This is a genomic window from Pseudovibrio sp. Ad26, from assembly GCF_001623285.1.
GTDB lineage: Bacteria > Pseudomonadota > Alphaproteobacteria > Rhizobiales > Stappiaceae > Pseudovibrio > Pseudovibrio ascidiaceicola.
In genome coordinates, this window is sequence record NZ_LMCE01000146.1 from 434,699 (window position 1) to 458,075 (window position 23,377).

Annotated in this window: 23 protein-coding genes; 10 read left to right on the plus strand and 13 right to left on the minus strand. The window is 52.4% G+C overall.

Annotation, left to right across the window (positions count from 1 at the left end):
• Positions 1 to 70: 70 nt before the first annotated feature.
• Together PsAD26_RS25750 and PsAD26_RS25755 are read left to right on the plus strand one after the other, a co-directional pair.
• A complete protein-coding gene (locus tag PsAD26_RS25750; protein ID WP_063312666.1) occupies positions 71 to 523 on the plus strand; it encodes a hypothetical protein in 453 nt (150 codons plus the stop codon).
• Between the two features lie 110 nt (positions 524 to 633).
• A complete protein-coding gene (locus PsAD26_RS25755; RefSeq protein WP_063312667.1) occupies positions 634 to 1,353 on the plus strand; it encodes a glutathione S-transferase family protein in 720 nt (239 codons plus the stop codon).
• Positions 1,354 to 1,920: 567 nt separating this feature from the next.
• Here PsAD26_RS25755 and PsAD26_RS25765 read toward each other — a convergent pair.
• Together PsAD26_RS25765 and PsAD26_RS25770 are read right to left on the minus strand one after the other, a co-directional pair.
• Complete coding sequence (locus PsAD26_RS25765; protein WP_063312669.1) at positions 1,921 to 3,957, minus strand: TRAP transporter permease; 2,037 nt, start codon at positions 3,955 to 3,957, stop codon at positions 1,921 to 1,923.
• An 86-nt stretch (positions 3,958 to 4,043) separates the two neighbouring features.
• Positions 4,044 to 5,063, minus strand: coding sequence for a TAXI family TRAP transporter solute-binding subunit (locus PsAD26_RS25770; RefSeq protein WP_057461241.1), 1,020 nt, complete (start codon positions 5,061 to 5,063; stop codon positions 4,044 to 4,046).
• Between the two features lie 470 nt (positions 5,064 to 5,533).
• Between PsAD26_RS25770 and PsAD26_RS25775 the strand changes: the two genes are divergently transcribed.
• Positions 5,534 to 6,598 (plus strand): alpha/beta hydrolase, encoded by a 1,065-nt coding sequence (locus PsAD26_RS25775; RefSeq protein ID WP_063312670.1) that lies wholly within the window; start codon positions 5,534 to 5,536, stop codon positions 6,596 to 6,598.
• A 111-nt stretch (positions 6,599 to 6,709) separates the two neighbouring features.
• Here the strand turns inward: PsAD26_RS25775 and PsAD26_RS25780 are convergent, their stop codons facing one another.
• Positions 6,710 to 6,964: a hypothetical protein gene (locus PsAD26_RS25780; protein WP_063312671.1), complete on the minus strand. Its 255-nt coding sequence runs from the start codon at positions 6,962 to 6,964 to the stop codon at positions 6,710 to 6,712.
• Between the two features lie 162 nt (positions 6,965 to 7,126).
• Here PsAD26_RS25780 and PsAD26_RS25785 point away from each other — a divergent pair, with 162 nt between their 5' ends.
• Entirely contained in the window at positions 7,127 to 7,999 is an 873-nt protein-coding gene (locus PsAD26_RS25785) for a DMT family transporter (protein WP_063312672.1), read from the plus strand.
• Positions 8,000 to 8,161: 162 nt separating this feature from the next.
• Here PsAD26_RS25785 and PsAD26_RS25790 read toward each other — a convergent pair whose 3' ends face one another.
• Positions 8,162 to 8,914 carry an inositol monophosphatase gene (locus tag PsAD26_RS25790; RefSeq protein WP_063312673.1) on the minus strand — a complete coding sequence of 251 codons (753 nt, stop codon included), beginning with the start codon at positions 8,912 to 8,914 and terminating at the stop codon, positions 8,162 to 8,164.
• A 133-nt stretch (positions 8,915 to 9,047) separates the two neighbouring features.
• Between PsAD26_RS25790 and PsAD26_RS25795 the strand changes: the two genes are divergently transcribed.
• Entirely contained in the window at positions 9,048 to 9,491 is a 444-nt protein-coding gene (locus PsAD26_RS25795) for a DUF3429 domain-containing protein (protein ID WP_082826966.1), read from the plus strand.
• A 99-nt stretch (positions 9,492 to 9,590) separates the two neighbouring features.
• Here PsAD26_RS25795 and PsAD26_RS25800 read toward each other — a convergent pair whose 3' ends face one another.
• Genes PsAD26_RS25800 through PsAD26_RS25815 form a run of 4 tightly spaced genes read right to left on the minus strand, consistent with a single transcriptional unit; the run spans position 9,591 to position 11,792 of the window.
• Positions 9,591 to 9,968 carry a TIGR01244 family sulfur transferase gene (locus tag PsAD26_RS25800; protein WP_063300172.1) on the minus strand — a complete coding sequence of 126 codons (378 nt, stop codon included), beginning with the start codon at positions 9,966 to 9,968 and terminating at the stop codon, positions 9,591 to 9,593.
• A complete protein-coding gene (locus tag PsAD26_RS25805) occupies positions 9,958 to 10,848 on the minus strand; it encodes an MBL fold metallo-hydrolase (protein WP_084403832.1) in 891 nt (296 codons plus the stop codon). Before PsAD26_RS25805 ends, PsAD26_RS25800 begins: the two co-directional genes overlap by 11 nt.
• A gap of 49 nt (positions 10,849 to 10,897) precedes the next feature.
• On the minus strand, positions 10,898 to 11,338 hold the full coding sequence (locus PsAD26_RS25810) for a DUF6691 family protein (protein ID WP_063312674.1): 441 nt from the start codon (positions 11,336 to 11,338) through the stop codon (positions 10,898 to 10,900).
• Between the two features lies 1 nt (position 11,339).
• Entirely contained in the window at positions 11,340 to 11,792 is a 453-nt protein-coding gene (locus tag PsAD26_RS25815) for a YeeE/YedE thiosulfate transporter family protein (protein WP_063312675.1), read from the minus strand.
• Positions 11,793 to 12,099: 307 nt separating this feature from the next.
• Between PsAD26_RS25815 and PsAD26_RS25820 the strand changes: the two genes are divergently transcribed.
• A complete protein-coding gene (locus PsAD26_RS25820) occupies positions 12,100 to 13,248 on the plus strand; it encodes an acyl-CoA dehydrogenase family protein (protein WP_063312716.1) in 1,149 nt (382 codons plus the stop codon).
• A gap of 36 nt (positions 13,249 to 13,284) precedes the next feature.
• Here PsAD26_RS25820 and PsAD26_RS25825 read toward each other — a convergent pair whose 3' ends face one another.
• Positions 13,285 to 13,920: a hypothetical protein gene (locus tag PsAD26_RS25825; RefSeq protein ID WP_063312676.1), complete on the minus strand. Its 636-nt coding sequence runs from the start codon at positions 13,918 to 13,920 to the stop codon at positions 13,285 to 13,287.
• Positions 13,921 to 14,074: 154 nt separating this feature from the next.
• The gene (locus PsAD26_RS25830) at positions 14,075 to 14,935 is read right to left on the minus strand and encodes a serine protease (RefSeq protein ID WP_063312677.1); all 861 of its coding nucleotides are present in this window, start codon (positions 14,933 to 14,935) and stop codon (positions 14,075 to 14,077) included.
• A gap of 271 nt (positions 14,936 to 15,206) precedes the next feature.
• Here PsAD26_RS25830 and PsAD26_RS25835 point away from each other — a divergent pair, with 271 nt between their 5' ends.
• Genes PsAD26_RS25835 through PsAD26_RS25850 form a run of 4 tightly spaced genes read left to right on the plus strand, consistent with a single transcriptional unit; the run spans position 15,207 to position 18,821 of the window.
• On the plus strand, positions 15,207 to 15,626 hold the full coding sequence (locus PsAD26_RS25835) for a hypothetical protein (RefSeq protein ID WP_208860197.1): 420 nt from the start codon (positions 15,207 to 15,209) through the stop codon (positions 15,624 to 15,626).
• Between the two features lie 14 nt (positions 15,627 to 15,640).
• Complete coding sequence (locus PsAD26_RS25840; protein WP_063312678.1) at positions 15,641 to 16,318, plus strand: PspA/IM30 family protein; 678 nt, start codon at positions 15,641 to 15,643, stop codon at positions 16,316 to 16,318.
• A 37-nt stretch (positions 16,319 to 16,355) separates the two neighbouring features.
• Positions 16,356 to 17,069, plus strand: a complete 714-nt coding sequence (locus tag PsAD26_RS25845) for an OB-fold-containig protein (protein ID WP_063312679.1) — start codon at positions 16,356 to 16,358, stop codon at positions 17,067 to 17,069.
• Between the two features lie 21 nt (positions 17,070 to 17,090).
• Complete coding sequence (locus PsAD26_RS25850; protein ID WP_084403833.1) at positions 17,091 to 18,821, plus strand: flotillin family protein; 1,731 nt, start codon at positions 17,091 to 17,093, stop codon at positions 18,819 to 18,821.
• A gap of 155 nt (positions 18,822 to 18,976) precedes the next feature.
• Here PsAD26_RS25850 and PsAD26_RS25855 read toward each other — a convergent pair whose 3' ends face one another.
• From PsAD26_RS25855 to PsAD26_RS25865, 3 genes are all read right to left on the minus strand, one after another.
• The gene (locus PsAD26_RS25855; protein ID WP_084403834.1) at positions 18,977 to 20,149 is read right to left on the minus strand and encodes an acyl-CoA dehydrogenase family protein; all 1,173 of its coding nucleotides are present in this window, start codon (positions 20,147 to 20,149) and stop codon (positions 18,977 to 18,979) included.
• 66 nt (positions 20,150 to 20,215) lie between these two features.
• Positions 20,216 to 22,105 (minus strand): biotin carboxylase N-terminal domain-containing protein, encoded by a 1,890-nt coding sequence (locus tag PsAD26_RS25860; protein ID WP_063312680.1) that lies wholly within the window; start codon positions 22,103 to 22,105, stop codon positions 20,216 to 20,218.
• A 48-nt stretch (positions 22,106 to 22,153) separates the two neighbouring features.
• Positions 22,154 to 23,341 (minus strand): acyl-CoA dehydrogenase family protein, encoded by a 1,188-nt coding sequence (locus PsAD26_RS25865; RefSeq protein ID WP_063312681.1) that lies wholly within the window; start codon positions 23,339 to 23,341, stop codon positions 22,154 to 22,156.
• Positions 23,342 to 23,377 lie beyond the last annotated feature (36 nt).

Consider the following 23,377-nt stretch of genomic DNA (forward strand, 5'->3'; position numbering starts at 1 on the left):
TCACTATCATTTACTTGTTAGACTACAAAAACTAGTCTGATCATTTTGCACTTTCAGTTCGAGGTAATAGATGAATTCCAAACTATTAATCCCGCTTAGCATTGCAAGCTTTTGTATATTGCCAACCCTGCAAGTTCATGCCGCTGATGACATTTGCAGGTCCTATTGGAAACCTTACGTTGAAATGGCGGTCCAAGTAAAAAAATCAGGCACCACTTCGCGAAAGATCCTCTTCGAAAACTCAAATGGAGATGTTTTCAACTGCCTGAACGAAGTTCTACCGGCTGATCTCTTGGCATTAATAAAAGTACTTAACCCTGCATCAACAACCGCACTCAAGACCCACAATAACAAAAGACTACGAGTTGACTTCAGATGCACCTTCAAGTTTGAAGAGTATGAAGAAGCAAAACTTGCATATATCATCCTCTCAGAAACTGACCCATTTGTCACAACCAAGGACTGCAAAAATAGGATTGCAAAAAGGCTAAGCGATGTAGAACATTGGGAAGAAGCATTTTAGTTTGACGTCAGTTTATTCCAATAAATTTCCATTTACTAAACACTCCTGACACCATGCTGTCAGTAGCACCTTGCTACCAATCTCCCACGAAACACAAGCGGAGAAAGCAAATGCTCACAAACCACAAATTCAGCGCAAAACTCGATGGTGTCAGTGCAAGCCCGTTTTGCCTGAAAGTAGACATCCTGCTCGCCATGGCAGGCCTCTCCTATGATGTACTGGAAGGACCGGCAGCATTGCAAACCGCCCCCAAAGGCAAGCTGCCAGTGATGAAGGACCAAGAAGAGCTCATCGCCGATTCCGAGTTCATCAGACGGCATTTGGTGATCAACTATAACGCCGATTTCTCAGGTGGTTATTCTGAGGCAGAGCTGGCTGTTGCCCACGCTTTCATGCGTATGGCTGAGCATTCATTGTACTTCGTAACCGTCTGCACCCGCTGGCTGCCAGATGAGAACTTTGCTGTCATAGAAGATCAGTTCTTCGGTATCCTGCCACCGGAAATGCGCAGCTCCCTTGCAAACGAGTCTCGCAAAAGCGTCATCGCCAAAGTCAACAACCACGGCTACGGCCAGCACACATGGGAAGAGCGCCTCGCACTGGGCCGCGCAGATCTGCAGGCCATCTCTACTCAGCTCGGTGACAAACCATACCTGCTCGGCAATCGTCCATGCTTTGCTGATGCTGCCGTAGGCGCGCAGATCCTCTGCACCCTCTCCAACCTGCCCTTCTCCGGCTGGAAAAAAACCGTCGAGCAGTTCCCCAACCTTGTCGCCTACGCCAACCGGATCAAAGAAGCCTACCCGGAGGAGGCAACCGAAGCCGCATAATCAAAACACCCCGCCGGATTGGTGCATCCGGCGGGGTGTTTTGATTAGTCATTGCGACGCAGCCAATACTATCTCGAGAAAGGCCAGAAAGCATATCGTTTTTTGAACCAAAAGCCTTTCTTAAGGAACTTTAGGTCACGCCCCAAGTAATTTTGGGCAAGACTTGAAACTGCACCGTTACTCTCTGCATCTCGTAAGCTCAATAACCTTTCAACTTCAGGCACCACACCAAGCAAAATTAGTTGGATATGGTGATCAACTAGAAGATCGCTGCACGGCGGATGCATCTGGTATCTGCTGTGAAGAACTGCATACAGAAAATACCGGCGTTCTTCATCGCTTTTGAGTACCTCAAATTCCTCTCTAGAAATCAATAACTTGAAGTTCTTATCATGAAAACCACTAGAGACTGGCATGGAATAGATCAGAGTGTCTCCTGCGCATTCGACGACAGGTTCCCACGACTTCTCTTTGAATATATAAGCACTCTCCAAAATATATCCTTGTCTAAAAACCCCGCCGAACTAACTCATCCAGCGGGGCTATCTCACTCATAAAACATCGCCGCTAAGCGTCTTGCGTCATCAGTTGCTGGTTCTTGCGTGCCATCACCTGCCGCACCACAACAGGCAGCATAAGCACACCGCCGATGGCCATGGTTTGCAAGCCCGGAGCAACGAAGAACATTGCCGCAAAGGCTGTCCAATACCGCTCCAGCTTATTCAGACCAGCCAGCATATAGCCAGAGAACGCCACACCCAGCAGACCAATGCCACACATGGCACCCGCCAGTGTTACGGTCAGATCGTACCAGGTGAACTCCGGCGTCACCAACAGCAGTGCTGGAGAGTAAACGAACACAAATGGTACAAGCGCCTTTGCGATACCAAGACGAAACGCCGTGTTACCTGTCTTGAACGGGTTCGCCCCCGCAATACCAGCCCCGGCATAAGCAGCCAGCGCCACAGGCGGCGTGATATCCGCCAGTACCCCGTAGTAGAACACAAAGAAGTGCGCCACCAGCGGCTGAACGCCCAGCAAAGCAAGCGCAGGTGCAGCAATGGAAACCAGAATGATGTAGGTCGCCGTTGTCGGAATACCCGCACCCATGATGATGCAGGCAACTGCCGTAAACAGCAGGGTGAAGAACAGCGTCAGCCCATTCTGCGTCACATACTCCGCAAGCATACCGGACGCAATAAACCCACCCAGATCAGACGCCGCCTGTGTCACCACAAACGAAAGCCGGAAGCCCGTTCCCGTCAACGTCACCACACCAACAATAATGCCAACAGCCGCAGCGGCAGCCCCAACAGCAAGCGAGTACTTGGCACCCGTTGCCAGCGATTCAATCAGGTCTTTGATACCCATCCGGTTATGCGGGTTTAAAATCCCAACAACCACACAAGCGGTAATCCCCCAAACCGCTGCAAAATCCGGTGTTTTGCCGGAGATGATCAAATAAACCAGAATGCCCAGCGGAATCACGGAGAGCCAATGCTGCTTCATCACCACCAATGCTTTCGGCAGCTCATCCTTGGTTAAACCACGCAAACCAAGGCGCTTGGCTTCCAGATGCACCATCACGAAGATGCCGAAGTAATGCAGCATCGCCGGGAACATCGCCGCAAGCAGCACCTCGCGGTATGGGATCTCCAGAAACTCCACCATGATGAAGGCAGCCGCCCCCATGATCGGCGGCGTAATCTGCCCGCCCGTTGATGCCGTCGCTTCAACAGCCCCCGCAAAGTGTGGCGGATAACCAACCTTTTTCATCGCAGGAATAGTGAGCGAGCCTGTCGTCACCGTGTTGGCAATGGAACTGCCGGAAATCGTACCCAGCATGGCGGAGGAGAAGATCGCAACCTTGGCTGGCCCGCCTGCATAGCGTCCGGCAATCACCGAGGCCAGATCGATAAACAACTGCCCAAGGCCAATGCGAGTGGCCAAAACTCCAAACAAAACAAACAGGAACACATACTTGGCAACCACCCCAATGGCGATGCCGTAAATGCCCTGGTTCGTCATGTAAAGATGATTGATAAGCCCCGTCCAGCTCGCCCCCGGATGCCGCAGAGCGCCCGGTGCGTACATGCCAAACACCGCATAGCCAACAAAGATCAGCGCAATCAGCGGCAGCGTTGGCCCAACGGACCGGCGCGCAGCTTCCAGCACCAGCACCAGCAGCACGGTGCCCATAAACACATCAATCGGCGCAGGAGCCCCAACACGGGAGGCAACCGCCTCAGCTGGCAACAATGGCAAATACATTGCCGCAGCCACAGCCATCACTGCCAGCACGATATCCCACAGATGCACACCACTCGGGCGCCACCATGTGGAAGGTGCAGGCTGACTGCTCGTGCTCTTGATGAAGCTGAAAAGAACAAACACCAGCCCCAGCACAAACGAGAGGTGAATGCCGCGATGGACAAGCTCTCGAATAAGCCCGAAGCCGGACGCGTAATAATGATAGAGCGACATGGCAACAAGTGCCGCTGTTATAACAACAGCAAGCACCGGACCAGCCGCTCGGAAGGTAAGGTCTGGATCGTATTTCCGTTCCAGATCCTCAAGGGATTGATCTGTCGTATCCTGAGACATCAGCCCTGCGTTTCATTTAGATTGAAAACAGCAGCGCCCGGCAGATGTCTACCGGGCACCGCAAAATCATCAAAGGCAACCAGACCTTACTTGATCAGGCCAGCTTCTTTGTAGAAACGCTCAGCACCCGGATGCAGCGGCACACCAAGACCGTCCGTTGCAGTTTCCATGGTGATGGTTTTGCCTTTGGAATGGCCAACATCCAGCAGCTTGCGGGTCTTGTCGTTCCACATCGCTTTGGTGATGTTGTAGATCAGCTCGTCATCTTCTTTCGCACTGGTGATCCACTGTGCACCAACGGTCAAAGTTGTTGTTGCATCAACACCTTGGTAGGCACCAGATGGAATGTCGGAGCTTGCAAAGAAGCCGTACTTCTCAACCAGACTTTCAGCTTCCGGACCTGTGATCGGAACGATCTTGATGTCTTCAGCAGACGCCAGCTCAACCACAGCACCGGTTGGGAAACCAGCAACCACAAAGAACGCATCAACCTTGCCGTTGCGCAGTGCTTCCGCCGCAGCAGAACCCTTCAGCGCTTCAGCAGTGATGTCAGAGGTGGAAAGGCCATAAGCTGCAAGGATCAGGTTCGCATCCGTGTATGTGCCAGAACCCGGCTCATCCAGAGACACGCGCTTGCCTTTCAGGTCAGCAACAGAGTTGATGCCGCTGTCAGCCTTTGCAATCAGATGAATATGCTCTGGGAACAACGCTGCGATGGAACGCAGATCCTTCATCGGCTCTTTGCCTTCCATGGTGCCGGTACCGGAAAACGCCCAGTAAGCAACGTCAGACTGTGCGAAACCAGAGTTACGCAGGCCGGAGTTGATCGCATTCACATTATCAACGGAACCACGGGAAGAAACAGCAGAAGCAATCAGACCCGGTACACCGCAAGACCCACCAGCATCACAGGCACGAGAGCCCGGAGGATTGGAGATCGCATTGGCAATCATACCGCCAACCGGGTAGTAGGTGTAAGCTGTACCGCCAGTGCCGATGGTAAAGAACTTAAGGTCCTGCGCCAAAGCCTGACCAGAGAACAGCGCCGCGCCGCCAACAATAGCTGCAGCTGTCGCCAATTTTGTAATGGAAGATAGAAGCGTCATAGCCCCCCCGGGAAAATATACGAGAGACAGGATACTCTACAGCGCATAAGCGCCATAAAATCGTCTGCCCCAAACACTATGAGAAGTCTGAGCAGTCACCGGAAAATCAAAAAGGACGCTCGACTGGTGTAATGAAGTGAACAAGAAATATTCACGCGAATTAGAAAACACGCTTCAACCAGAGATCGCAAGAGAAATACGAGATTTTTCGTAGGCAAGCGCAAGAAAATGTAATTTCAGGTCATTCCAAACGCGATTGACGCATGAATATGTCAGACAAAGTCTGATTTCGGAACAAAAGCTACAAAACCCATTCATGAGCCAAATTCCGCAAGAATTGCGAAGCACGTGCAAATTCAATTGAGTACAGTCCTGATACTACAAATTTGGCCGTGCACGTTCTCTTCGCTATAGACCGGATGGGTGCACATATGATTCATTGGGCTCCGCTGCAATGAAGGAGTGATTTTATGAGGGTAAGCGGCAAAAAGATGCTTCTGTTACTCGTTGTTCTGGTTGGCTTGCTGTTTGCTATCGGCGGCGCTGTTGTCTGGTGGATGATGCAACAACCCATGTTCAAGCCGGGCACCGTTGCCCAGCGCACTGACCTGACCCCCGTCGGCATCTCCGACGACTTCTGGGAAGTCGCACCAGATGTGAAGCTGAAACACTTCTCAACCGGAGAAGGCCGTAACATCCTCTTCATTCATGGCGGCCCCGGCATTCCAACAATGGCAAGCGCACCGGGTTTTGACCTGCTCGCAGACGAGTACCGCGTCAACTACTACGACCAGCGCGGTGTAGGCCGTTCCACACGCCCCTTCGACCGCTTCCCCGCAGAAGACAGCACATGGACAAAGATCCAACTGCTGGAAAGCACCCTCGGCATCTCTCAGCAACTGGCAGATATTGAACGCATCCGCAAACTGTTGGGCGATGACAAACTCATCCTCATGGGCCACTCCTACGGCGCCCTGCTCGCCTCCCTCTATGCCGCCGAGTTCCCTGAGAATGTCGACAAGCTCGTTTTGCTGAACCCGGCAGACCTGCTCATCTTCCCCTCTGGCAACAAAGGCCTGTTTGAGAACGTTCGTGAGCTCCTGCCAGAGCGGGACCACAAAGCCTACGACAAATGGCAGCGCCGTTATCTGGACCTTGGTCAGGTCTTCAAAGAAGATGAAGCCAGCCTGCAACAGCTGGATGCAGACTTCCTGCCGTACTTCATCAAAGCCACGGGCGACACCATCAAAGGCGCCCCACCAATCTCACAGGATCTCTTCGGCAGCTGGTACACCCGCGCCCAGTTCTTCGGCCTTGGCAGACGCCATGACTGGAGCTCACATATGGGCAACATCACCGCTGATACCTTGATCATCCATGGCGATAAAGACTTCCAGCCACTCGCAGTCTCAGAGATCTATGAGGATGCAATCCCGCAGGCAAAGCTAGAACGCATTGAAGAAGCGGCCCACTTCCCGCACTTCAACAATCCAGAAGAGCTGGCCGGCAAGCTACGCCCGTTCCTGAACAAGTAACCACGATGAAACGCATGCTCCCGGCCAATCTGGGAGCATGCTGCATTCCATTCGGCGCAGGTCGCATCGAGGTACCTCCCGAGTACCGCGACCTCCCCAAAACAAAGCGCTCTACTCTTCCGCCTCAATCAGCTTGTGGCTGTCTTCTGCAGTCAGATCCAGCCCATAGGCCTCGCGCATATTTGCGATAAAGGCCAGCGTCTCCGGACCAAAAGGCGCCTTGCCTTCAAAGCTGTGCAGCACGATGCCTTCAACCAGATCCCCCAGCCCCATCTCATGATGAGCCGCCACGGCTTTGAGCACCTTCAGCACTCGTTTTTCCAGCCGCACTCCGGTCTGCACCCGTTCAATCTTATGCTCAGCCACATTAGCTCCTAGCTCGCCCCTACAAGCCCCTCAACGCCATGGCCCTCTCTCAGGCAGCGATGAGCAAACTGCGACAAGCTGATTAGTTTACATCACAACACAACATAGTATATTGGTACCAAGTTACCATATTTTCAAATTTAATATATTGGCAATCTTCCCATGTCAAACAACATCAAAGGTGCCCTTTGGGCGCTCCTTGCAACCGCATTGTTCGTCCTCACCACCGCACTCGCTAAGATCGCGGCCACGGACTATCATATTCTGCAAATCTTGTTTGTTCGGCAGTGCTTTGTCTTCGCCTCGGCGTTGCCAGTCCTTCTGCATAGTTTCCCACACGGGTTTAAAACAGAGAACCCCCTCCAGCATGCAGTCCGTCTGACAGGGTCATTCATTGCACTTTCCTCCGGCATTTGGGCAGTCACCGTTCTCCCACTCACAACAGCAACCACCCTCGGTTTTGCGAAGGTTTTCTTTGTGGCACTTCTGGCAGCATTATTCCTCGGAGAAGCGCTCACCAGAACCCGCGTGCTTGGCATCCTGCTAGGTTTCAGCGGCGTACTTGTTGTTATGCGTCCCGGTCTCAACGGCTTTGCCAGCCTTTACACCCTCATCCCTCTTTTGGGTGCACTTGGCGCTGCTGTTGCTCTCATATGTGTTCGTAAGCTTTCGCAAACAGAATCCACGCCGACGTTACTGGCCTATCAGGCGATCTTTGTTGGCCTCATGTCCGGCCTTCCCATGTTCTGGCTTTGGAAGACACCAGATCTTTACGGCTTGCTCCTGCTTACAACCATGGCACTCACCGCCACCTTGGGTCAGTGGATCATAATCAAAGCCCTGAGGCTGGGCGAAGCCAGTATAGTCGGCACAATCCAGTACGTCGCCTTAATCTACGCCGCCCTGCTCGGCCTTGTCCTCTTCTCCGAGCTACCAGACACCTTCACCCTCATCGGCGCAGCACTCATCATCTTCTCTGCTCTCTACATGATGCAAAAGGAACACCGACAGAAAGTAGCCCTCAAACCAACCTAGCGCAGCACAGAGTGGCGGGAATAACTTTTCGGGCAGCCAGCAAAACGGGCTGCCCGTCTACCACAGGACCAGAAACCCCGAGCAACGCAGAAAAAACGCATTCAACGCAAACGAACGCACAAAACAACGCAAAGCAGTTATCCCCGCTCCAGAGGCCCTCGCCTAAAGGTAGGGAACTAGAATATCTGAAAGCACAGAGCCCTTCGGATAGGCGTAGACGCTACCCTGTTCATAAACGTAAGGCGCAACTTCAAGACCCGCCTCAGCGCAAATGAGTTGGCCGCCCAGCACATCCCAGCTGTTCACGCAGCCATTGTATGCGCCATCCACCTGCCCCGTCGCCGCCTGACACAATGCCCATGCTGCAGACCCGCAAATACGGATTTGATGCTGCTCTGACACCAGCCGATTGACCTTGTTGAGGAAATCGAGGTTATTCTCCTGCTTGTAGTTAAAGCACAGGTTCACCACCAGTTCATGGTCACAGGCCTGTCTGGGTCGCAATCTCTTGCCATCCTCAAACGCCCCTATCCCCCGTGCGGCATAAATCGTCCGGCGGTGAAAAGGCGCATGGACAACAGCAACCGCTGGTCCCTGCTCATCAACAAAAGCCATGGAAATACAAAAGTCTGGCCGCCCATAAAGGTAGTTGGTCGTCCCATCAATCGGGTCAATCACCCAGCACGGAGGTTCCAGCTCACCACCCGTTTCTTCCCCTTTAAAGCCATGCTCGGGAAAGGCTTCACTCAACGCCTGCTTGATGCGCCGCTCAACTTCACAGTCCGCTTCACTCACGTAATCCAACAAGCCTTTGCTACCAATCTGCAGCTTGTCGCGGTCATGAAAGACCTCAAGAGCATAAGCACCAGCCTCCTCTGCAATCATTCGGGCTGTGGTGAGTATCTCTTGCTGCATGGCGGGCACCTTCGCTGGTTATGCCCTTAAGGTATTGAGCAGTTCATTCAAAAGAGCAACTTCGTATCAGGACTACCTTCAGCCTTAGCCGCTAGCCTTTATCAGGAGTAGAAATGAGCTGGACTGAAACCTAATGAACCGAGAACTGCCCCTGCTCTACGCATGCCTTGCTCTGGCCGGAACCATTCCGTTTATCGCCGGAGCTATAGGTTTATCAGTAGGTTACTCGTTTCTCCCATTGGTTGGCGCAACTGTCATCGCAGTAAGTTTGTACGCCCTTGTCATCCTCTCCTTCATGGCGGGAAGCCAATGGGGCATGTTCTTCATCGCCCCTCATCCAAGGCGTGCATGGTTGCTGCTATGGAGCAACTTTGTCGCACTCTCCGGCTGGTGCTTGTTCCTGTTTACCGCTCCGATCATCTTCATTCTCGGACTTATCATCCTGTTCTCAGGCATGCTGTTTGTTGATTTCTATCTCCAGAACCTTGAAATCACATCGCGAAACTACCTCGGCGTACGCATCACAGCCACCATCATCACTTTGATCGCATTGGGCGTCATCGCCCTCAACGTTTAAAGCTTATCCCCCTCCAGCCAGCCCAAACCCCACCACCTACGAAAAATGCCAGCAAGGTCTCCCTCACTGGCATTATAAAATCTAACCGATTGGCAACGCTTACATATTAATCGAGCGCCACAACATGGTAGACCGGTTCCCACTCCGGCAATACGCCAAAACAGGCCTAGGCGCTTCCGCCAGAAAATCAATCAGTTCCTGACCCGCTTCAGCAAAATCTGTCCCCGGTCCGATTGGAATGTAAATGTGCTCCAGACCCTGCTCTTCAGCTGCTCCAGAAACCTCCAGATAAGTCGGCTGGTTCGGTGCTTCATCATCCGGTCGGTTACAGACGATAGACCGGAAACCCTGCTCACGTGCCTTCTCCATGTCCTCAGGATAGAGCTGCCCGGCAACCCAATAATCCTCGGTAAGTTGACGCGCACGCAGCTGGCCACCACCACCGCCTGAAATTTTCTGAAGTAGATTAGAGAACATTGACTGGCACTTTCAAATAGGTTTGACCGGTTTCGTTTTCTGCCTCAGGCAAACGACCGGCTCTCATATTCACCTGAATGCTCGGCACAATCAGGATAGGCACATCAAGCGTTGCATCCCGAGTTTCGCGCATTTCGACGAACTTTTCACGACTAGTACTATTACCTACGTGAATGTTCTCAGCTTTCTCAGCTGCAACGGTTGTTTCAAACAAAATCTCACGCCCATTCGCACCATAGTCATGGCACATGAACAAACGCATTTCGTCAGGCAAACTCAACACTTTATGGATGGAAGCATACAGCACAGATGCGTCCCCACCCGGGAAGTCAGCCCGTGCAGTGCCGCTGTCCGGCATGAACAACGTATCCCCCACAAACGCCGCATCACCAATCACATGCACCATGCACGCTGGTGTATGCCCCGGCGTATGCATCGCAAAGCACTTCAGATTCCCGATCTGGTAGGTATCCCCGTCCTGAAACAGCTTGTCGAACTGGCTGCCATCGCGTGCAAACTCAGTGCCTGCATTAAACACTTTACCAAACACGCCCTGAACAACTGTCACCTGCTCACCAATACCAATCTTGCCGCCCAGCTTCTGCTGAATATACGGCGCAGCAGACAGGTGGTCCGCATGCACATGGGTTTCGAGCAGCCATTCCAGCTTCAAATCATTTTCGCGGATGTACGCAATGATTTCATCGGCATGCTCAAAGCTGATGCGCCCTGCCGGATAGTCGATATCCATCACACTGTCGATGACCGCACATGCCTTTGTTTCCGGGTCTGTCACCACATAAGTAATGGTGTTCGACACCGGATCAAAGAAATCCTTGATCTCCACTTTCTGATCCATCTGCACAGGATAGCTGCTCATAACTTTCTCCCACCTAAATCCATGATTTATCAATGAAACACATGACAGATCAGGCCTCTTTCAACGCTCTTCGCATTGAGAGGTTGGCAACCAGTCTCGCGACCAGCATCCCCGCCGTCATGCATAAAACAAACACAATCGCCTGAGGCGACAGCAATGAAACTGAAACCAGTGCAGGACCCGGACACAGACCGATTAATCCCCATCCCGCACCAAATGTAGCTGACCCAAAAATCAACCGTTTATCGATCTGCTGAAACGTCGGAATCCGAAAGTCATCCGCCACAAACGGACGCGGTAGAAAGCGCGCCAGACGGAAAAACGGAAAAGCCACCAGAATGGCGCCGCCCATCACAAAGGCGAGACTTGGATCCCAATTTCCAAACACATCAAGGAAGTTTTGCACCTTCAAAGGATTGCTCATTCCCGCAACAACCAGCCCCGCCCCGAAGGTCAGGCCAGCCAAAAAACCAGCGATAATCCGTTGCATGTTATCCCCCCACCACATGGCGAAGGACAAACACAACGGCAATGCCGACCGACATAAAGGTGATCGTCGCGGCCAGCGAACGAACAGACAGACGCGACAAACCACAAACACCATGCCCACTCGTGCATCCACTTCCGAACACCGAGCCAAATCCCACAAGAGCCCCCGCAATCGCGATCAGCGTCAAGTCTCCTGTAAACACTTGCTCAATCTCAAATCCCCCTGCCATCAGCAGCAGAGGCGCAAGAACGATCCCAACAATAAACGACAGTTGCCAGCCCTTCTCACCATGCACCCAGGCCGATTTGCCATTGGCAAGCGGACCCGTTTCAAACAAACGGCTGTAAATGCCGCTAATCCCCGCAATCCGCCCATTGGCGAGCAACAGGATGACCGTAGACAAGCCGATTAAAACGCCTCCGGCTAACGAGGCATATGGGGTAAACTCAGTCATGTTTTATACTCGTTCTTTCCCCTGCAGAGGAAAGTTCGGTTGATGGAGAAACTGACCAACGCATGCGCGATACCATGGTCAAAATGTATGTTTTCTAATTTAGTTTTCACTAATATATAAATGCCAGTTTTGGAGAGTCAAGTCACAACCAACAGCAATTATGCCAATCGCCTAATACTCATCGCCAGTTGCGCAGATTGATCACCTCCCTTAGGCTTGCCGTATACGTAAAGAAACGACCCTAAATCGCTGTTGGGAGATGAATTTGGGAGAGCGTCGTTTCTGCTTGAAATACAAAGGGATGGATATGATTGACGAAGACCTGAAAGGTGAACTTGAGCTTTTTCGCGATAATGTAAAGCGGTTCATCGAAGCAGAGATTCTCCCGCACTACGACGAATGGGAGAAGGCAGATATCTTCCCGCGCGACATCTGGAACAAGATGGGCGAACAGGGCCTGCTCTCTGTAGACACCCCGGAAGCATATGGCGGATTCGGCACCAACTTCCTCTTTTCCATGGTCATCATTGAAGAATTCACCCGCGCCAACTGTTCTGGTCTGGGCGTTTCTCTCAGCGTGCATTCCGATATTGTTGCCCCTTATATCCTCAATCACGGCAGTGAAGAGCAGAAGCAAAAGTACCTGCCAAAGATGGTGACAGGCGAGTGCGTCGGCGCCATTGCAATGACTGAACCTGCAGCAGGTTCTGATCTTCAGGGCATCCGCACAATCGCACGCAAAGACGGCGATGATTACATCATCAACGGCAGCAAAATCTTCATCACCAACGGCCAGCATGCAGATGTTGTGATCGTTGTTGCCCGCACAAATCTGGATGTCTCCGGCTCCAAGGGAACCAGCCTATTCCTCGTTGATGCAGACAACCCGGGCTTCAAACGCGGTCAGAACCTCGACAAGATCGGCCTGCATTCCTCAGACACATCCGAGCTCTTCTTTGAGGACCTTCGCGTCCCGGCCAGCGCTTGCCTCGGCAGAATGGATGCTGGCTTCCACATCATGATGAATGAGCTCCCACGCGAACGACTTACCCTCGCTGTTGGCGCTGTTGCAGGTGCCGAAGGCGTACTGGCAATGACGGCTGATTACGTCAAAGAACGTCAGGCCTTCGGTCGCCCGGTTGCTACCCTTCAGAACACCCGCTTCAAAATGGCAGAAATGGCAACCGACGTCCGCACCCACCGCGCGTTCGTTGACGAATGCTGCCGCATGTTCCTGGAAGGCAAGCTCGACAACACCACCGTCAGCATGGCTAAACTCGGCACAACAGAAATGCAGGGCCGCGTTGTAGATGGCTGCCTCCAGCTCCACGGCGGCTACGGTTACATGAGAGAATACGGCGTTTCCCGCGCCTTCGTAGACGCCCGCGTCCAGCGCATCTACGGCGGTACCTCAGAAATCATGAAGGAACTGATCAGCCGCGAAGTCCTAGCTTAAACTTCTTCAGGGGGAGGCTTTGGTCTCCCCTTTTGCTTATTGCACCAGCTTGTTGCGGACAACGCGCAGCTCATCAAACTGCATCACATCGTTTTCGGATGTCCAAAGATGCTTGCCTTCCCCTCTAAGGATGGTCCCAAGCTCAGGGCTGTAGGCATATTTGGTAACAATATCCTCACCCTCTGCGCTGACGGTTTCAAGCGTCACATCAAGTACATCGTAGGCGCAGCTCCCAACCTGCAAGCGGTCAGGCTCACCAACGGAAAACTTGTAGGGCACGTCTCTGCGTACAAGGTCTTCGTTCTCAAACACATCAATGGATGCTGTCCAGACCTTACCAACTTCAAGCGGAAAGAACTCAGCAAACGGTATATCTGGCACGTAAGTCCGATTGATGTGAGCCCCTCGTTCATAGGAAAGGAACAAGCCCTTCTCATGAACATGTATCTGGTCACGCACCACCACATATCGCTCATTCAAATGCAGCTCTGTAATCTGCCCGTCCTTTTCAAGTCGAACAAACAAACGTGCGGGAATATTGCTGTTTATGAGGACCATTCCGGTTTTCATCGTGTCTGCGGTTGGGCACACTTGTGCAACAGCCACGCCACCAAAGAGTACGCTTCCCAGAAGTCCTAAAATTGTTTTGCTTATAACGCCGGAGCTTTGCATCGATCTATCATGTAGATTTATTCTTCTATTTATGGACGCTTATCTAGCAGCATTCTGAAAAAAGAGGATTGATATATACGTTATGCCCATTAGTCACTTTGAACTACGTATATCAACATAACACTTTGGTTAGTGCACTGATCTTGCTACATAATTACAAACCAAGACGCTCAGTAATCCTCATTGCGTCGGTGTTGCGCTTTGACGCATGCAGCTTCAGGTTGGTGAGAATTGCACTGATCCGGATACCGCGGTTCGCAATCCAGCGGTTTCGATTGGATGGATGAGAAATACTGCGGTGATGCAAAGCCACTGGCAACCATTGGTCATTCAGCACCGGCGCACCAGAAGAACCCGGCAACGTATCACTTGAGTAAGTTATGAAGTGGTCATGGACGCTCAGGATTTGACTGTTGCGAAGCGAAAGGCTCTTCAGCCCGCCATTGGGGTGGTGAATGATTGAAACAGCCTCACCTTTCACCGCCTTACCAGATTGAGGCAGCAGCTTCAAAGATCCGAAGTCAGAGAGGGATCTGGCCTCTTTATTCCCCTCTTCGACTGAGACAAAACTAAAATCCAGATTGTCACTCGCGCTGGTGAAGAAGATCTCATCCGTAACCGAGAACTCGGCAGACCGCCCAAGCGAAAAATCCTCATCCATCTCATATTGAAAGATAGCCGAAGCCTGCGCTGCAGACTGGCGCGACCGGATCACATGGTTATTGGTCAGGAGCAGGTTCGGCCCAACCAGAAAGCCAGACCCTGCCCCTGCCGGAATACGTCCACCCCGATAGAGCTGAACCTTACAGATAGACCGTGCAGCAGCGACCCCACGGCTGAGGTAGTTGATGGGGAAGATGTCAGAAACACCCATGATCCGCTCAAAGGCAGTGTTATCCCCCTCTGGGATCAAACTCTTGCGCACATGCAGGCGCTCCACAGCATCACCAAACTCGCCAGCCCCACGTTCACCTGCCACGCCGCAATAACACCTATCCTCACGCGAGTTCGCCATTTTGAAATCTCACCTTATCCAACATCATCCTTCCTGAAGAAGACCAATCCAGACAGCTGCTGTGAGATCTCAAAATTCATTCACCAAAAAACCAACTAGCACTCGCATTTTAGTCAATGTCATTTTCTGCAAATCAACAAACTTTAGCTTACCCTCTTGAACAATCAGAAATTGCAATTACATTAGAACTACATTTGTAATGCAAAGGTGCTACATGCCATCAAGATCCATTTCGTTAAGCGTGCGATTAACGCAAGAGGAATCGGAGCGCTTGGCCCGGTTGAACTTTCCGGAAGCCAAAACGCCAAGTGATAAAATCCGGGCACTCATAGCCGCACCGGAAAACAGCTTCGCATCATTGGGCGATGGCACGCACACATTTGCAGCGCGGAAACTGGTAAAGCCAGCAAGCGATATGCTCGACCAAAGCGATCGCCAGTCTGACGTGCTACGTTTGTTGACTGATCGTCTTCCGCTCCTTCTCGGGGAATTGGCTGGCAAAGCTGGCGAAACAGACCTGAAGGACGCAGAAGCTGCAGTTACAGAAGATTTTTTTGAGCTCATTGAGTTGGTGCTTCAGGCCGGATTGAGACGTAATCCACGCCTGCAAAACCCAGAACTCTTCAAAGAGCTTGTCGATGATATGCGCAGCTCCACTGAACTTTTGCGCAACCGTTTAAACTCGAAGTAATACTGGAGGACTCAATGTCTGAATCTCTTTTATCTCGCGTCGGTCGTCTGGTTTCCGGAACTGCCAACTCCATTGTTGATGCCGTCGAAAGCACTGCACCTGACATAGTAATGAAACAGGCTATTCGTGAACTCGACGGCGCTGTTGAAGACGTCCGCGACGCTCTTGGCAAAGCAGCCGTCAAAAAGCACGTAGCAAGCCAGAGGCTCGCAGAGACCAACAAGTCTCACGAAGAACTCTCCGAGAAAACCGCCATTGCCCTGCGCGCTGGCGAGAAGGATCTAGCCCGCGCGGCTGTTGCCCGTCAGATGGATCTGGAAGCGCAAATTCCAGTTCTGGAAAAGACAATTGCCGACGCTGGTGATGAAGAACAGGAGCTCAACAACTCCATCCTCGCTCTTCAGGGCCGCAAGCGCGAAATGTCAGACCAACTGGACGCTTACATAACGCAAAAAAATGCTGCAACATCACAAAGCGCAACCGCAGATGGAGGCAGCGATCACAAGCTCAATACAGCCGTTGACAATGCCAACTCTGCATTTGATCGTGCAATGAAAGCGGCTACAGGAGTACCGAGTGTCGTAAACTCAGGAAGTATGGGTGACGATGCAAAGCTCGCAAAGCTGGATCAGATGACCCGCGACCACCGCGTAGAAGAGCGCCTTGCTGCGCTGGAAGCTGAACTGGAATAACAGCAACCGGCAATCATAGTGTTCATTGGGGGATGAATTGGCACAACTACTTTTTTCAAGCGAGACCTATCTCTTCACGCTCGCCATTTTCGTCATGCTCGCTCTGGCGTTGCTCGAAGTTGTCGGCATGGTGTTCGGACTTTCTCTTTCCGGTCTGGTCGATGATGTACTGCCGGATCTGGATATCGATGCCGACATCGATATAGACGCAGACATTGATGCCGACGTCTCGGTTGACGCAGTAGGCCTTGGCCCTGTCGAAGGGTTTCTGGCATGGCTGGCCGTGGGCAAGGTCCCGTTCATTGTCTTGCTGATTATCCTGCTTACCAGCTTCGGCATCATAGGTGTGCTGATACAGTACACCGCTACATCTGTCTTAGGCTCATCAATCCCCTTCTGGATGGCGCTCATCCCAACAGTGATTGTCAGCTTCTGGTTCACCGCCACAACTGGTCATGCCATTGGCCGCATCATGCCCAAGGAAGAGACAGACGCACGCTCACGAAACAACTTGGTGGGCGAAGTTGCAGTCCTGACACTTGGCAATGCGACCATGGCTTTGCAGGCAGAAGCCCGCGTCACGGATACTTTTGGCACACGACATTACGTGCAGGTCATTCCAGACCAGCCAGACATCACATTAATGCAGGGAGACGAGGTCTTGCTTGTCGGCTTAAAAGGCTCCCTTTTCACAGCAATTGCAAACCCACACAAAAATTTATCACCTCGCTCAGACACGCTTGCAGATTAATCTCTCTATTTGAGGCCCAATATGTTTACAGAAAATCAAAACTCCGCCTTGGAGTCAGCAACTGGACTGACTGAGATGCTCGTCCTGGCAGCTGTTGTCCTTATTGCCCTTCTCGCAATCGGCATTGTCTTCTCCCGCCTCTACACTCGCTCTTCAAAAGAAGTCGCGTTTGTACGGACTGGTTTTGGCGGACAAAAAGTCATCATGAACGGCGGCGCAATTGTCTTACCGGTCCTTCATGACATCATTCAGGTGAATATGAACACCTTGCGCCTTGAAGTGCGCAGAGCCGATGAAGCAGCACTAATCACCCGCGATAGAATGCGTGTTGATGTGGTCGCCGAGTTCTACCTACGCGCTCAGCCAACCATCGAATCCATTGCCAATGCCGCACAAACCCTCGGTATTCGCACCATGCACCCGGAAGACCTGAAGCACCTCATTGAAGGCAAGTTCGTCGATGCTCTGCGCGCCGTGGCTGCTGAAATGGCAATGGAAGAACTGCACGAACAGCGCGTTTCCTTCGTTCAAAAGGTACAGGCAGCTGTCTCCGAAGATCTGCTGAAAAACGGCCTTGAGCTGGAATCCGTCTCCCTGACCGGTCTTGACCAGACCCGCATGGAATACTTCAATCCAAACAACGCCTTCGATGCGGAAGGTCTGACCAAGCTCACTCAGGAAATTGAAGAGCGCCGCAGAAAGCGCAACGACATTGAGCAGGACACAGAAGTTCTGATCCGCCGCAAAAACCTTGAAGCCGAGCAACATAAGCTCGAAATCGCCCGTGAGGAAGAATACGCTTCACTGGAACAGCAGCGTGATCTGGAAATCCGCAAAGCCAAGCAACAAGCATTGATTGCCACGGAACAAGCTGAGCGTCGCCGTGATGCAGAGCAGGCAGATATCACTTCACAGCTGGAAATCCGCCAGTCAGCAATCGCATCCGAGCGTCAGGTCAAAGAGCAGGAAATTCTCAAGGACCGCGCACTCGAAGAAACGCGCATCGAAAAAGAGAAGGTCCTTGAACTAATCGAGCAAGACCGTTCTATAGCAGTTTCAGAAAAATCCAAGGCGCTTTCCAATGCTGATGCAGCTGCAAACGAAGCCCGTGCAGTTGCTATCAAAGCTGAAGAACAGGTTATCACCGCTCGTGAGATCGAAGTGGCCGAACGTCAGAAACAGGTCGATCTGGTTCAGGCAGCTCAGGATGCAGAACGCTCCGCAATCTCCGTCACAGTTGGTGCGGAAGCAGAAAAGCAAGCTGCGGAAGACCATGCAGAAGCTGTTCGTCTGAAAGCAGGCGGAGATGCGGATCAGATCCGTATTGCGGCAAACGCGGAAGCCGACGCCGTCACGACCCGTGCAGAAGCTGACAAACTCCGCCTTGCAGTGGAAGCAGAGGGTAAGCGTATCCTCAACGAGGCATCCAACCTCCTGTCACCAGAGCAAATCAACATGCAGGTCAAACTGGCTCTGATCGAAGCTCTGCCACAGGTCATCAGCGAGAGCGTGAAGCCAATGGAGAACATCGACGAGATCAAAATCCTTCAGGTCGATGGTCTGGGTGGTGCAGCACCAGCAGCAAACGGAACACCAGCAGAAGGGTCTGCCGGTCTATCCGATCAGTTGGTCAACTCAGCCCTGAGATACCGCTCTCAGGCTCCATTGGTCGACAGTCTCCTTGGAGAGTTGGGTATCTCCGGCGCAACGCCAAATGAGATGGCACAATCAGTCTCTAAAGAAAGTGCTTAGAGCGCGTTCCGTTTGATTGGCTTCAATCAAACGATATGAATTCTCTCCAACAAAAAAGTTAGAGTCTGGTGTGGAATGTAGATGAACGCACCAGACTCTAAACAATAGAAAAAGCCCCGCTCATGAGCGGGGCTTTTTTAATGCGCATAGATTTCTTAGATACCCATTTGCCGGCTGGCCAGATCCTTCATGATCTCAGAGGAACCACCACCAATCGTCATCACCTTGGTCTCACGGTAAATGCGCTCAACCTTGGTTCCGCGCATGTAACCTGCACCACCAAGGATCTGAAGGCACTCATTGGCCACATATTCCAGCGTACTGGTAGCAAGGTTCTTCGCCATACAGATCTCGGTGATCGGGCTTTCGCCCAACTGCAGCCGCTGCGCCAGCTCTTCCAGCACCGCCCGAACGGCCTGCATCTTCATCGCCATATCAACAAACTTGTGCCGGATGACCTGACGATAAATGAGCGGCTTGCCAAACGTCTCGCGTTGCTTCGCCCAGTCAAGCGCCTCTTCAAACACACCCAGCATGTGGCCGTAACAAGCAGAGGCAAGGAACAGGCGCTCATTGTTGAAGTTCATCATGATGCCCATGAAGCCGGCATTCTCTCCGCCAATCAGGTTTTCGACTGGTACTTTCACATTGTCAAAATGCAGCGTTGCAGTGTCAGAGGCCCACCATCCCATCTTGTGCAACGGCGTCTGCGTAAAGCCTTCCATACCCTTCTCAACCAGCATCAGCGAAATACCGCCCATGCCTGTATCGCCAGTCCGCACCGCAACCGTATAGTAGTCCGCACGCATACCAGAGGTGATGAAGGTCTTCTCACCATTAAGGACGTAGTGACCGTTCTCACGGCGGGCAACCGTCTTCAGGTTCTGAACATCTGACCCACCACCTGGCTCAGTGATAGCAAGCGCCGAAATTTTCTCGCCTGCCAAAACTGCCGGGATCACCCGCGCCTTCAACTCATCAGACCCAAGGTGCGCAATTGGAGGTGTGCCAATGGTGTGGCTCATCAAGCCCGCATTGATGCCTCCACTCCCCGCACGTCCAAGCTCAACAGCAGAAAGATAAGACAACGGATAATCGATACCCGTCCCGCCATACTCCTCAGGAAACATGATGCCGAGCAACCCAACATCCGCCGCCTTTTTGTAAAGCTCACGAGGAAACTCGTTGGCTTCATCCCACTGGGCGACGTAAGGAGTGATCTCCTTGGCAATGAAACGGGAAAGCACATCACGAAAAGCCTCATGCTCCTCGTTGAACATGGTGGACTTGCGCTTCAATCCGAAGTCAGGAAGACTCAAACTCATCATACTCTCCTCCGCAAAACCTGCGGGTCATTCACAAAATCACTGGCACAAAATCACTGGCAGAAGATCTCAGGCGGTCTCTTCTTCCAGACGAACCAGCACATCACGGCTGTTCACCTGCGCACCTTCCTGCGTCCCAAGTTCAGCAACAACACCATCACGCGGTGCCGTCAGCTCGTGCTGCATCTTCATCGCTTCCAGAACCAGCAGCACATCTCCTTTGGAGACCTGTGCGCCCTGCTCTGTCTTCAAAGCAACAACAGCTCCCGGCATCGGTGCAATAATCGAGCTGGATGCAGCCGAATTGTCTTCTTTCTTGGAGCTGAAACTCTGCTCTTCGAAGAACTGCGTCTGCCCTTCCAACGAGATCCAAAGCCCCCCTTCAGGCGCTTCACTCACAAAGGCAGAGCGACGAACGCCGTCCGCTTCAAAAACAATGCTGCCGCGATCTTCACCTGTAAGAACCCGCAGGTCGTCCCGCACAAAGATTTCCTCACCATCCAGCTTGATCCTTACAGGCAGAGGTGTCGCTGTCGTCCAGCGGCTTTGGCCTTTGCTGCGAGCAAACAAACACACGGCAAGATCCCGCATGAGCTCTCGCGTTGCATCAGCTGCAACAGAGCCAAGTTCACGATCATTAAGGAACGCCGTCGTTGCTTTGCCAGCTGCAAACACATCATCCTGCAACACACTCTTCAGAAAGGAGCCATTGTGAACCAGCCCTTGCAGAACCAGCTCATCCAGCCCGCGCAGCAGCTTACGCCGTGCTTCATCCCGATCACTGCCATGCGCAATCAGCTTGGCAATCATTGGGTCGTAGTAGGATGAAATCTCGCTGCCCTGCTCAATGGCACTATCAACGCGCACGGAAAGATCATTGCCATTCCACGCCAGCACAGTACCCGTCTGCGGCAGAAAACCAGCATCAGCATCCTCTGCATAGAGACGCAACTCCATGGCATGGCCAGTAAAGGAAATATCCTCCTGGCTCAGCAGTAAAGGCTTTCCAGCAGCAACATCCAGCTGCCAGGCAACCAGATCCTGACCAGTGATTTCTTCCGTCACCGGATGCTCCACCTGCAAACGGGTGTTCATCTCCATAAAGTAGAAACTGCCATCAACAGCCAACAAAAACTCAACGGTCCCTGCCCCGCGATAGCCGATGGCCCGCGCCGCATCAACAGCAGCCTGCCCCATTGCCTCGCGGATTTCCGGCGTAACCGACGGCCCCGGCGCTTCCTCAATCACCTTCTGGTGGCGACGCTGCACAGAACAGTCCCGCTCACCCAGATGCACCACATTGCCATGATTATCAGCAAACACCTGAATCTCGACATGGCGCGGATTGATCACCGCCTTCTCAAGAATAAGCTCACCATTGCCAAAAGCATTTTCAGCTTCTGAAGCCGCAGCCGCCAGCTTGTCTTCAAGCCCACTCAGGTCTTCAACCAAACGCAAACCGCGCCCACCGCCACCAGCAGACGCCTTGATCATCAACGGCACGCCAATACGCGCCGCTTCTGCAGCCAATGTCTCCGTAGACTGATCCGCACCAGAATATCCCGGCACACACGGCACGCACGCCTCAATCATCCGCAGTTTGGACAGCCGCTTGGAGCCCATCAACTCAATCGCTTCCGCAGGCGGACCAATGAAGACCAACCCAGCATCCGCACAAGCGCGCGCAAACTCTGCGTTTTCTGCCAGAAACCCATATCCCGGATGCACAGCCTGTGCGCCGGTTTTACGGGCAGCTTCCAATATAGCTTCAATATTCAGGTAGGAGTCTGCTGGTGTTGCTCCGCCAATACACGCTGCAATATCAGCGTCTTCAACATGAGGAGCCGTTGCATCAGCCTCGGAATAAACAGCAATACTCCGATAGCCCTTTTGCCGCGCAGTGCGGAACACTCGGCGGGCAATCTCCCCCCGATTGGCGACCAGGACGCTATCAAACATCGAAAATTCCCTTCACAGTGCCAAGATAGTCAGGCTTGCGAAAGCAGCTTATTCAGCCGCTTCCTTCTGCATTGCACGGTTCTTCTTTGGGTTTGGCAAAGTGCCATCCAGCTTGGAGATGATAGAGAGCATCACTTCATCTGCACCGCCACCAATGGACGTCAGGCGACTATCCCGCAGGAACTGGCTCACAGGGCTGTCCCACATGTAACCCATGCCACCCCAGAACTGCAGACAGGAGTCCGCAAGCTCCCGAGACAAACGGCCAGCCTTCAGCTTCGCCATAGAAGCAAGGCGTGTCACGTTCTCACCACGCACCATGGATTCAACGCACTTCTCAGAAAGCGCACGCAGCAACTCCACTTCAGTACGCAATTCACCAAGACGGAAGTGCACCACCTGAAAGTCCAGAATGCTCTGGTTAAAGGCTGAACGCTCACGGCAATAATCTTCCGTCAGCTGAATGATGCGGTCCATGCCATCAACAAGCGATAAGGCACACCACAGGCGTTCCTCCTGGAACTGCAGCATCTGGTACATAAAACCAGCACCCTCAGTGCCAATCAGATTGCGCTGAGGAACACGCACGTCATCAAAGAAGATCTGCGCCGTATCAGAAGAGCGCTGACCCAGCTTATTCAGGCGATCCGACTTGGTGATGCCAGCACTGTCCATCGGCACAACAATCAGCGATTTGTTCTGGTGCTTATGTCCCTCACTGGTGTTCACCAGCATGCACATATAGTCCGCCTGCGTGGAGTTGGTGATCCACATCTTGGAGCCGTTGATGATGTAATCATCACCATCCTTCATCGCGTTACTCTTGATGTTCGCCACATCAGACCCGGCATGGGCTTCAGAAACGCCAACACAAGCCACCATGTCACCAGCAATCGCAGGGGTCAGAAACTCCTTGCGCAGCTCATCAGATCCAAAGCGAGAGAGCGCAGGGGTTGCCATGTCCGTTTGCACGCCAATTGCCATGGGCACACCACCACAGGCACATGCGCCCAGCGCTTCAATGGTCATGGCCTGATAGGAGTAATCAAGGCCCATCCCGCCATACTCTTCTGGCTTGTTGACACCAAGAAAACCGAGATCACCCATTTTCTTGAAAAGTTCATGAGCTGGAAAGATTCCTGCCTCTTCCCATTCCGGCACATGCGGGTTGATTTCGGCCTCGACGAACTTGACCACCGCACTTTTCATTTTCCGATGTTCTTCAGTATATTCCATCGTGAAACCCTCATGTTGAACTGGACTCAAAGAGCC

Excerpts from the sequence above, each read along its gene's own strand:
- PsAD26_RS25750 (WP_063312666.1), top strand. The coding sequence starts at position 71 with ATGAATTCCAAACTATTAATCCCGCTTAGCATTGCAAGCTTTTGTATA.
- PsAD26_RS25770 (WP_057461241.1), bottom strand. The coding sequence starts at position 5,063 with ATGACGCTTCTATCTTCCATTACAAAATTGGCGACAGCTGCAGCTATT.
- PsAD26_RS25830 (WP_063312677.1), bottom strand. The coding sequence starts at position 14,935 with ATGGCGAACTCGCGTGAGGATAGGTGTTATTGCGGCGTGGCAGGTGAA.
- PsAD26_RS25865 (WP_063312681.1), bottom strand. The coding sequence starts at position 23,341 with ATGGAATATACTGAAGAACATCGGAAAATGAAAAGTGCGGTGGTCAAG.
- PsAD26_RS25825 (WP_063312676.1), bottom strand. The coding sequence starts at position 13,920 with ATGCAAAGCTCCGGCGTTATAAGCAAAACAATTTTAGGACTTCTGGGA.
- PsAD26_RS25815 (WP_063312675.1), bottom strand. The coding sequence starts at position 11,792 with ATGACTGAGTTTACCCCATATGCCTCGTTAGCCGGAGGCGTTTTAATC.
- PsAD26_RS25805 (WP_084403832.1), bottom strand. The coding sequence starts at position 10,848 with ATGAGCAGCTATCCTGTGCAGATGGATCAGAAAGTGGAGATCAAGGAT.
- PsAD26_RS25850 (WP_084403833.1), top strand. The coding sequence starts at position 17,091 with ATGTTTACAGAAAATCAAAACTCCGCCTTGGAGTCAGCAACTGGACTG.
- PsAD26_RS25795 (WP_082826966.1), top strand. The coding sequence starts at position 9,048 with ATGAACCGAGAACTGCCCCTGCTCTACGCATGCCTTGCTCTGGCCGGA.
- PsAD26_RS25840 (WP_063312678.1), top strand. The coding sequence starts at position 15,641 with ATGTCTGAATCTCTTTTATCTCGCGTCGGTCGTCTGGTTTCCGGAACT.
- PsAD26_RS25790 (WP_063312673.1), bottom strand. The coding sequence starts at position 8,914 with ATGCAGCAAGAGATACTCACCACAGCCCGAATGATTGCAGAGGAGGCT.
- PsAD26_RS25800 (WP_063300172.1), bottom strand. The coding sequence starts at position 9,968 with ATGTTCTCTAATCTACTTCAGAAAATTTCAGGCGGTGGTGGTGGCCAG.
- PsAD26_RS25785 (WP_063312672.1), top strand. The coding sequence starts at position 7,127 with ATGTCAAACAACATCAAAGGTGCCCTTTGGGCGCTCCTTGCAACCGCA.
- PsAD26_RS25755 (WP_063312667.1), top strand. The coding sequence starts at position 634 with ATGCTCACAAACCACAAATTCAGCGCAAAACTCGATGGTGTCAGTGCA.
- PsAD26_RS25820 (WP_063312716.1), top strand. The coding sequence starts at position 12,100 with ATGATTGACGAAGACCTGAAAGGTGAACTTGAGCTTTTTCGCGATAAT.
- PsAD26_RS25765 (WP_063312669.1), bottom strand. The coding sequence starts at position 3,957 with ATGTCTCAGGATACGACAGATCAATCCCTTGAGGATCTGGAACGGAAA.
- PsAD26_RS25775 (WP_063312670.1), top strand. The coding sequence starts at position 5,534 with ATGAGGGTAAGCGGCAAAAAGATGCTTCTGTTACTCGTTGTTCTGGTT.
- PsAD26_RS25810 (WP_063312674.1), bottom strand. The coding sequence starts at position 11,338 with ATGCAACGGATTATCGCTGGTTTTTTGGCTGGCCTGACCTTCGGGGCG.
- PsAD26_RS25855 (WP_084403834.1), bottom strand. The coding sequence starts at position 20,149 with ATGATGAGTTTGAGTCTTCCTGACTTCGGATTGAAGCGCAAGTCCACC.
- PsAD26_RS25860 (WP_063312680.1), bottom strand. The coding sequence starts at position 22,105 with ATGTTTGATAGCGTCCTGGTCGCCAATCGGGGGGAGATTGCCCGCCGA.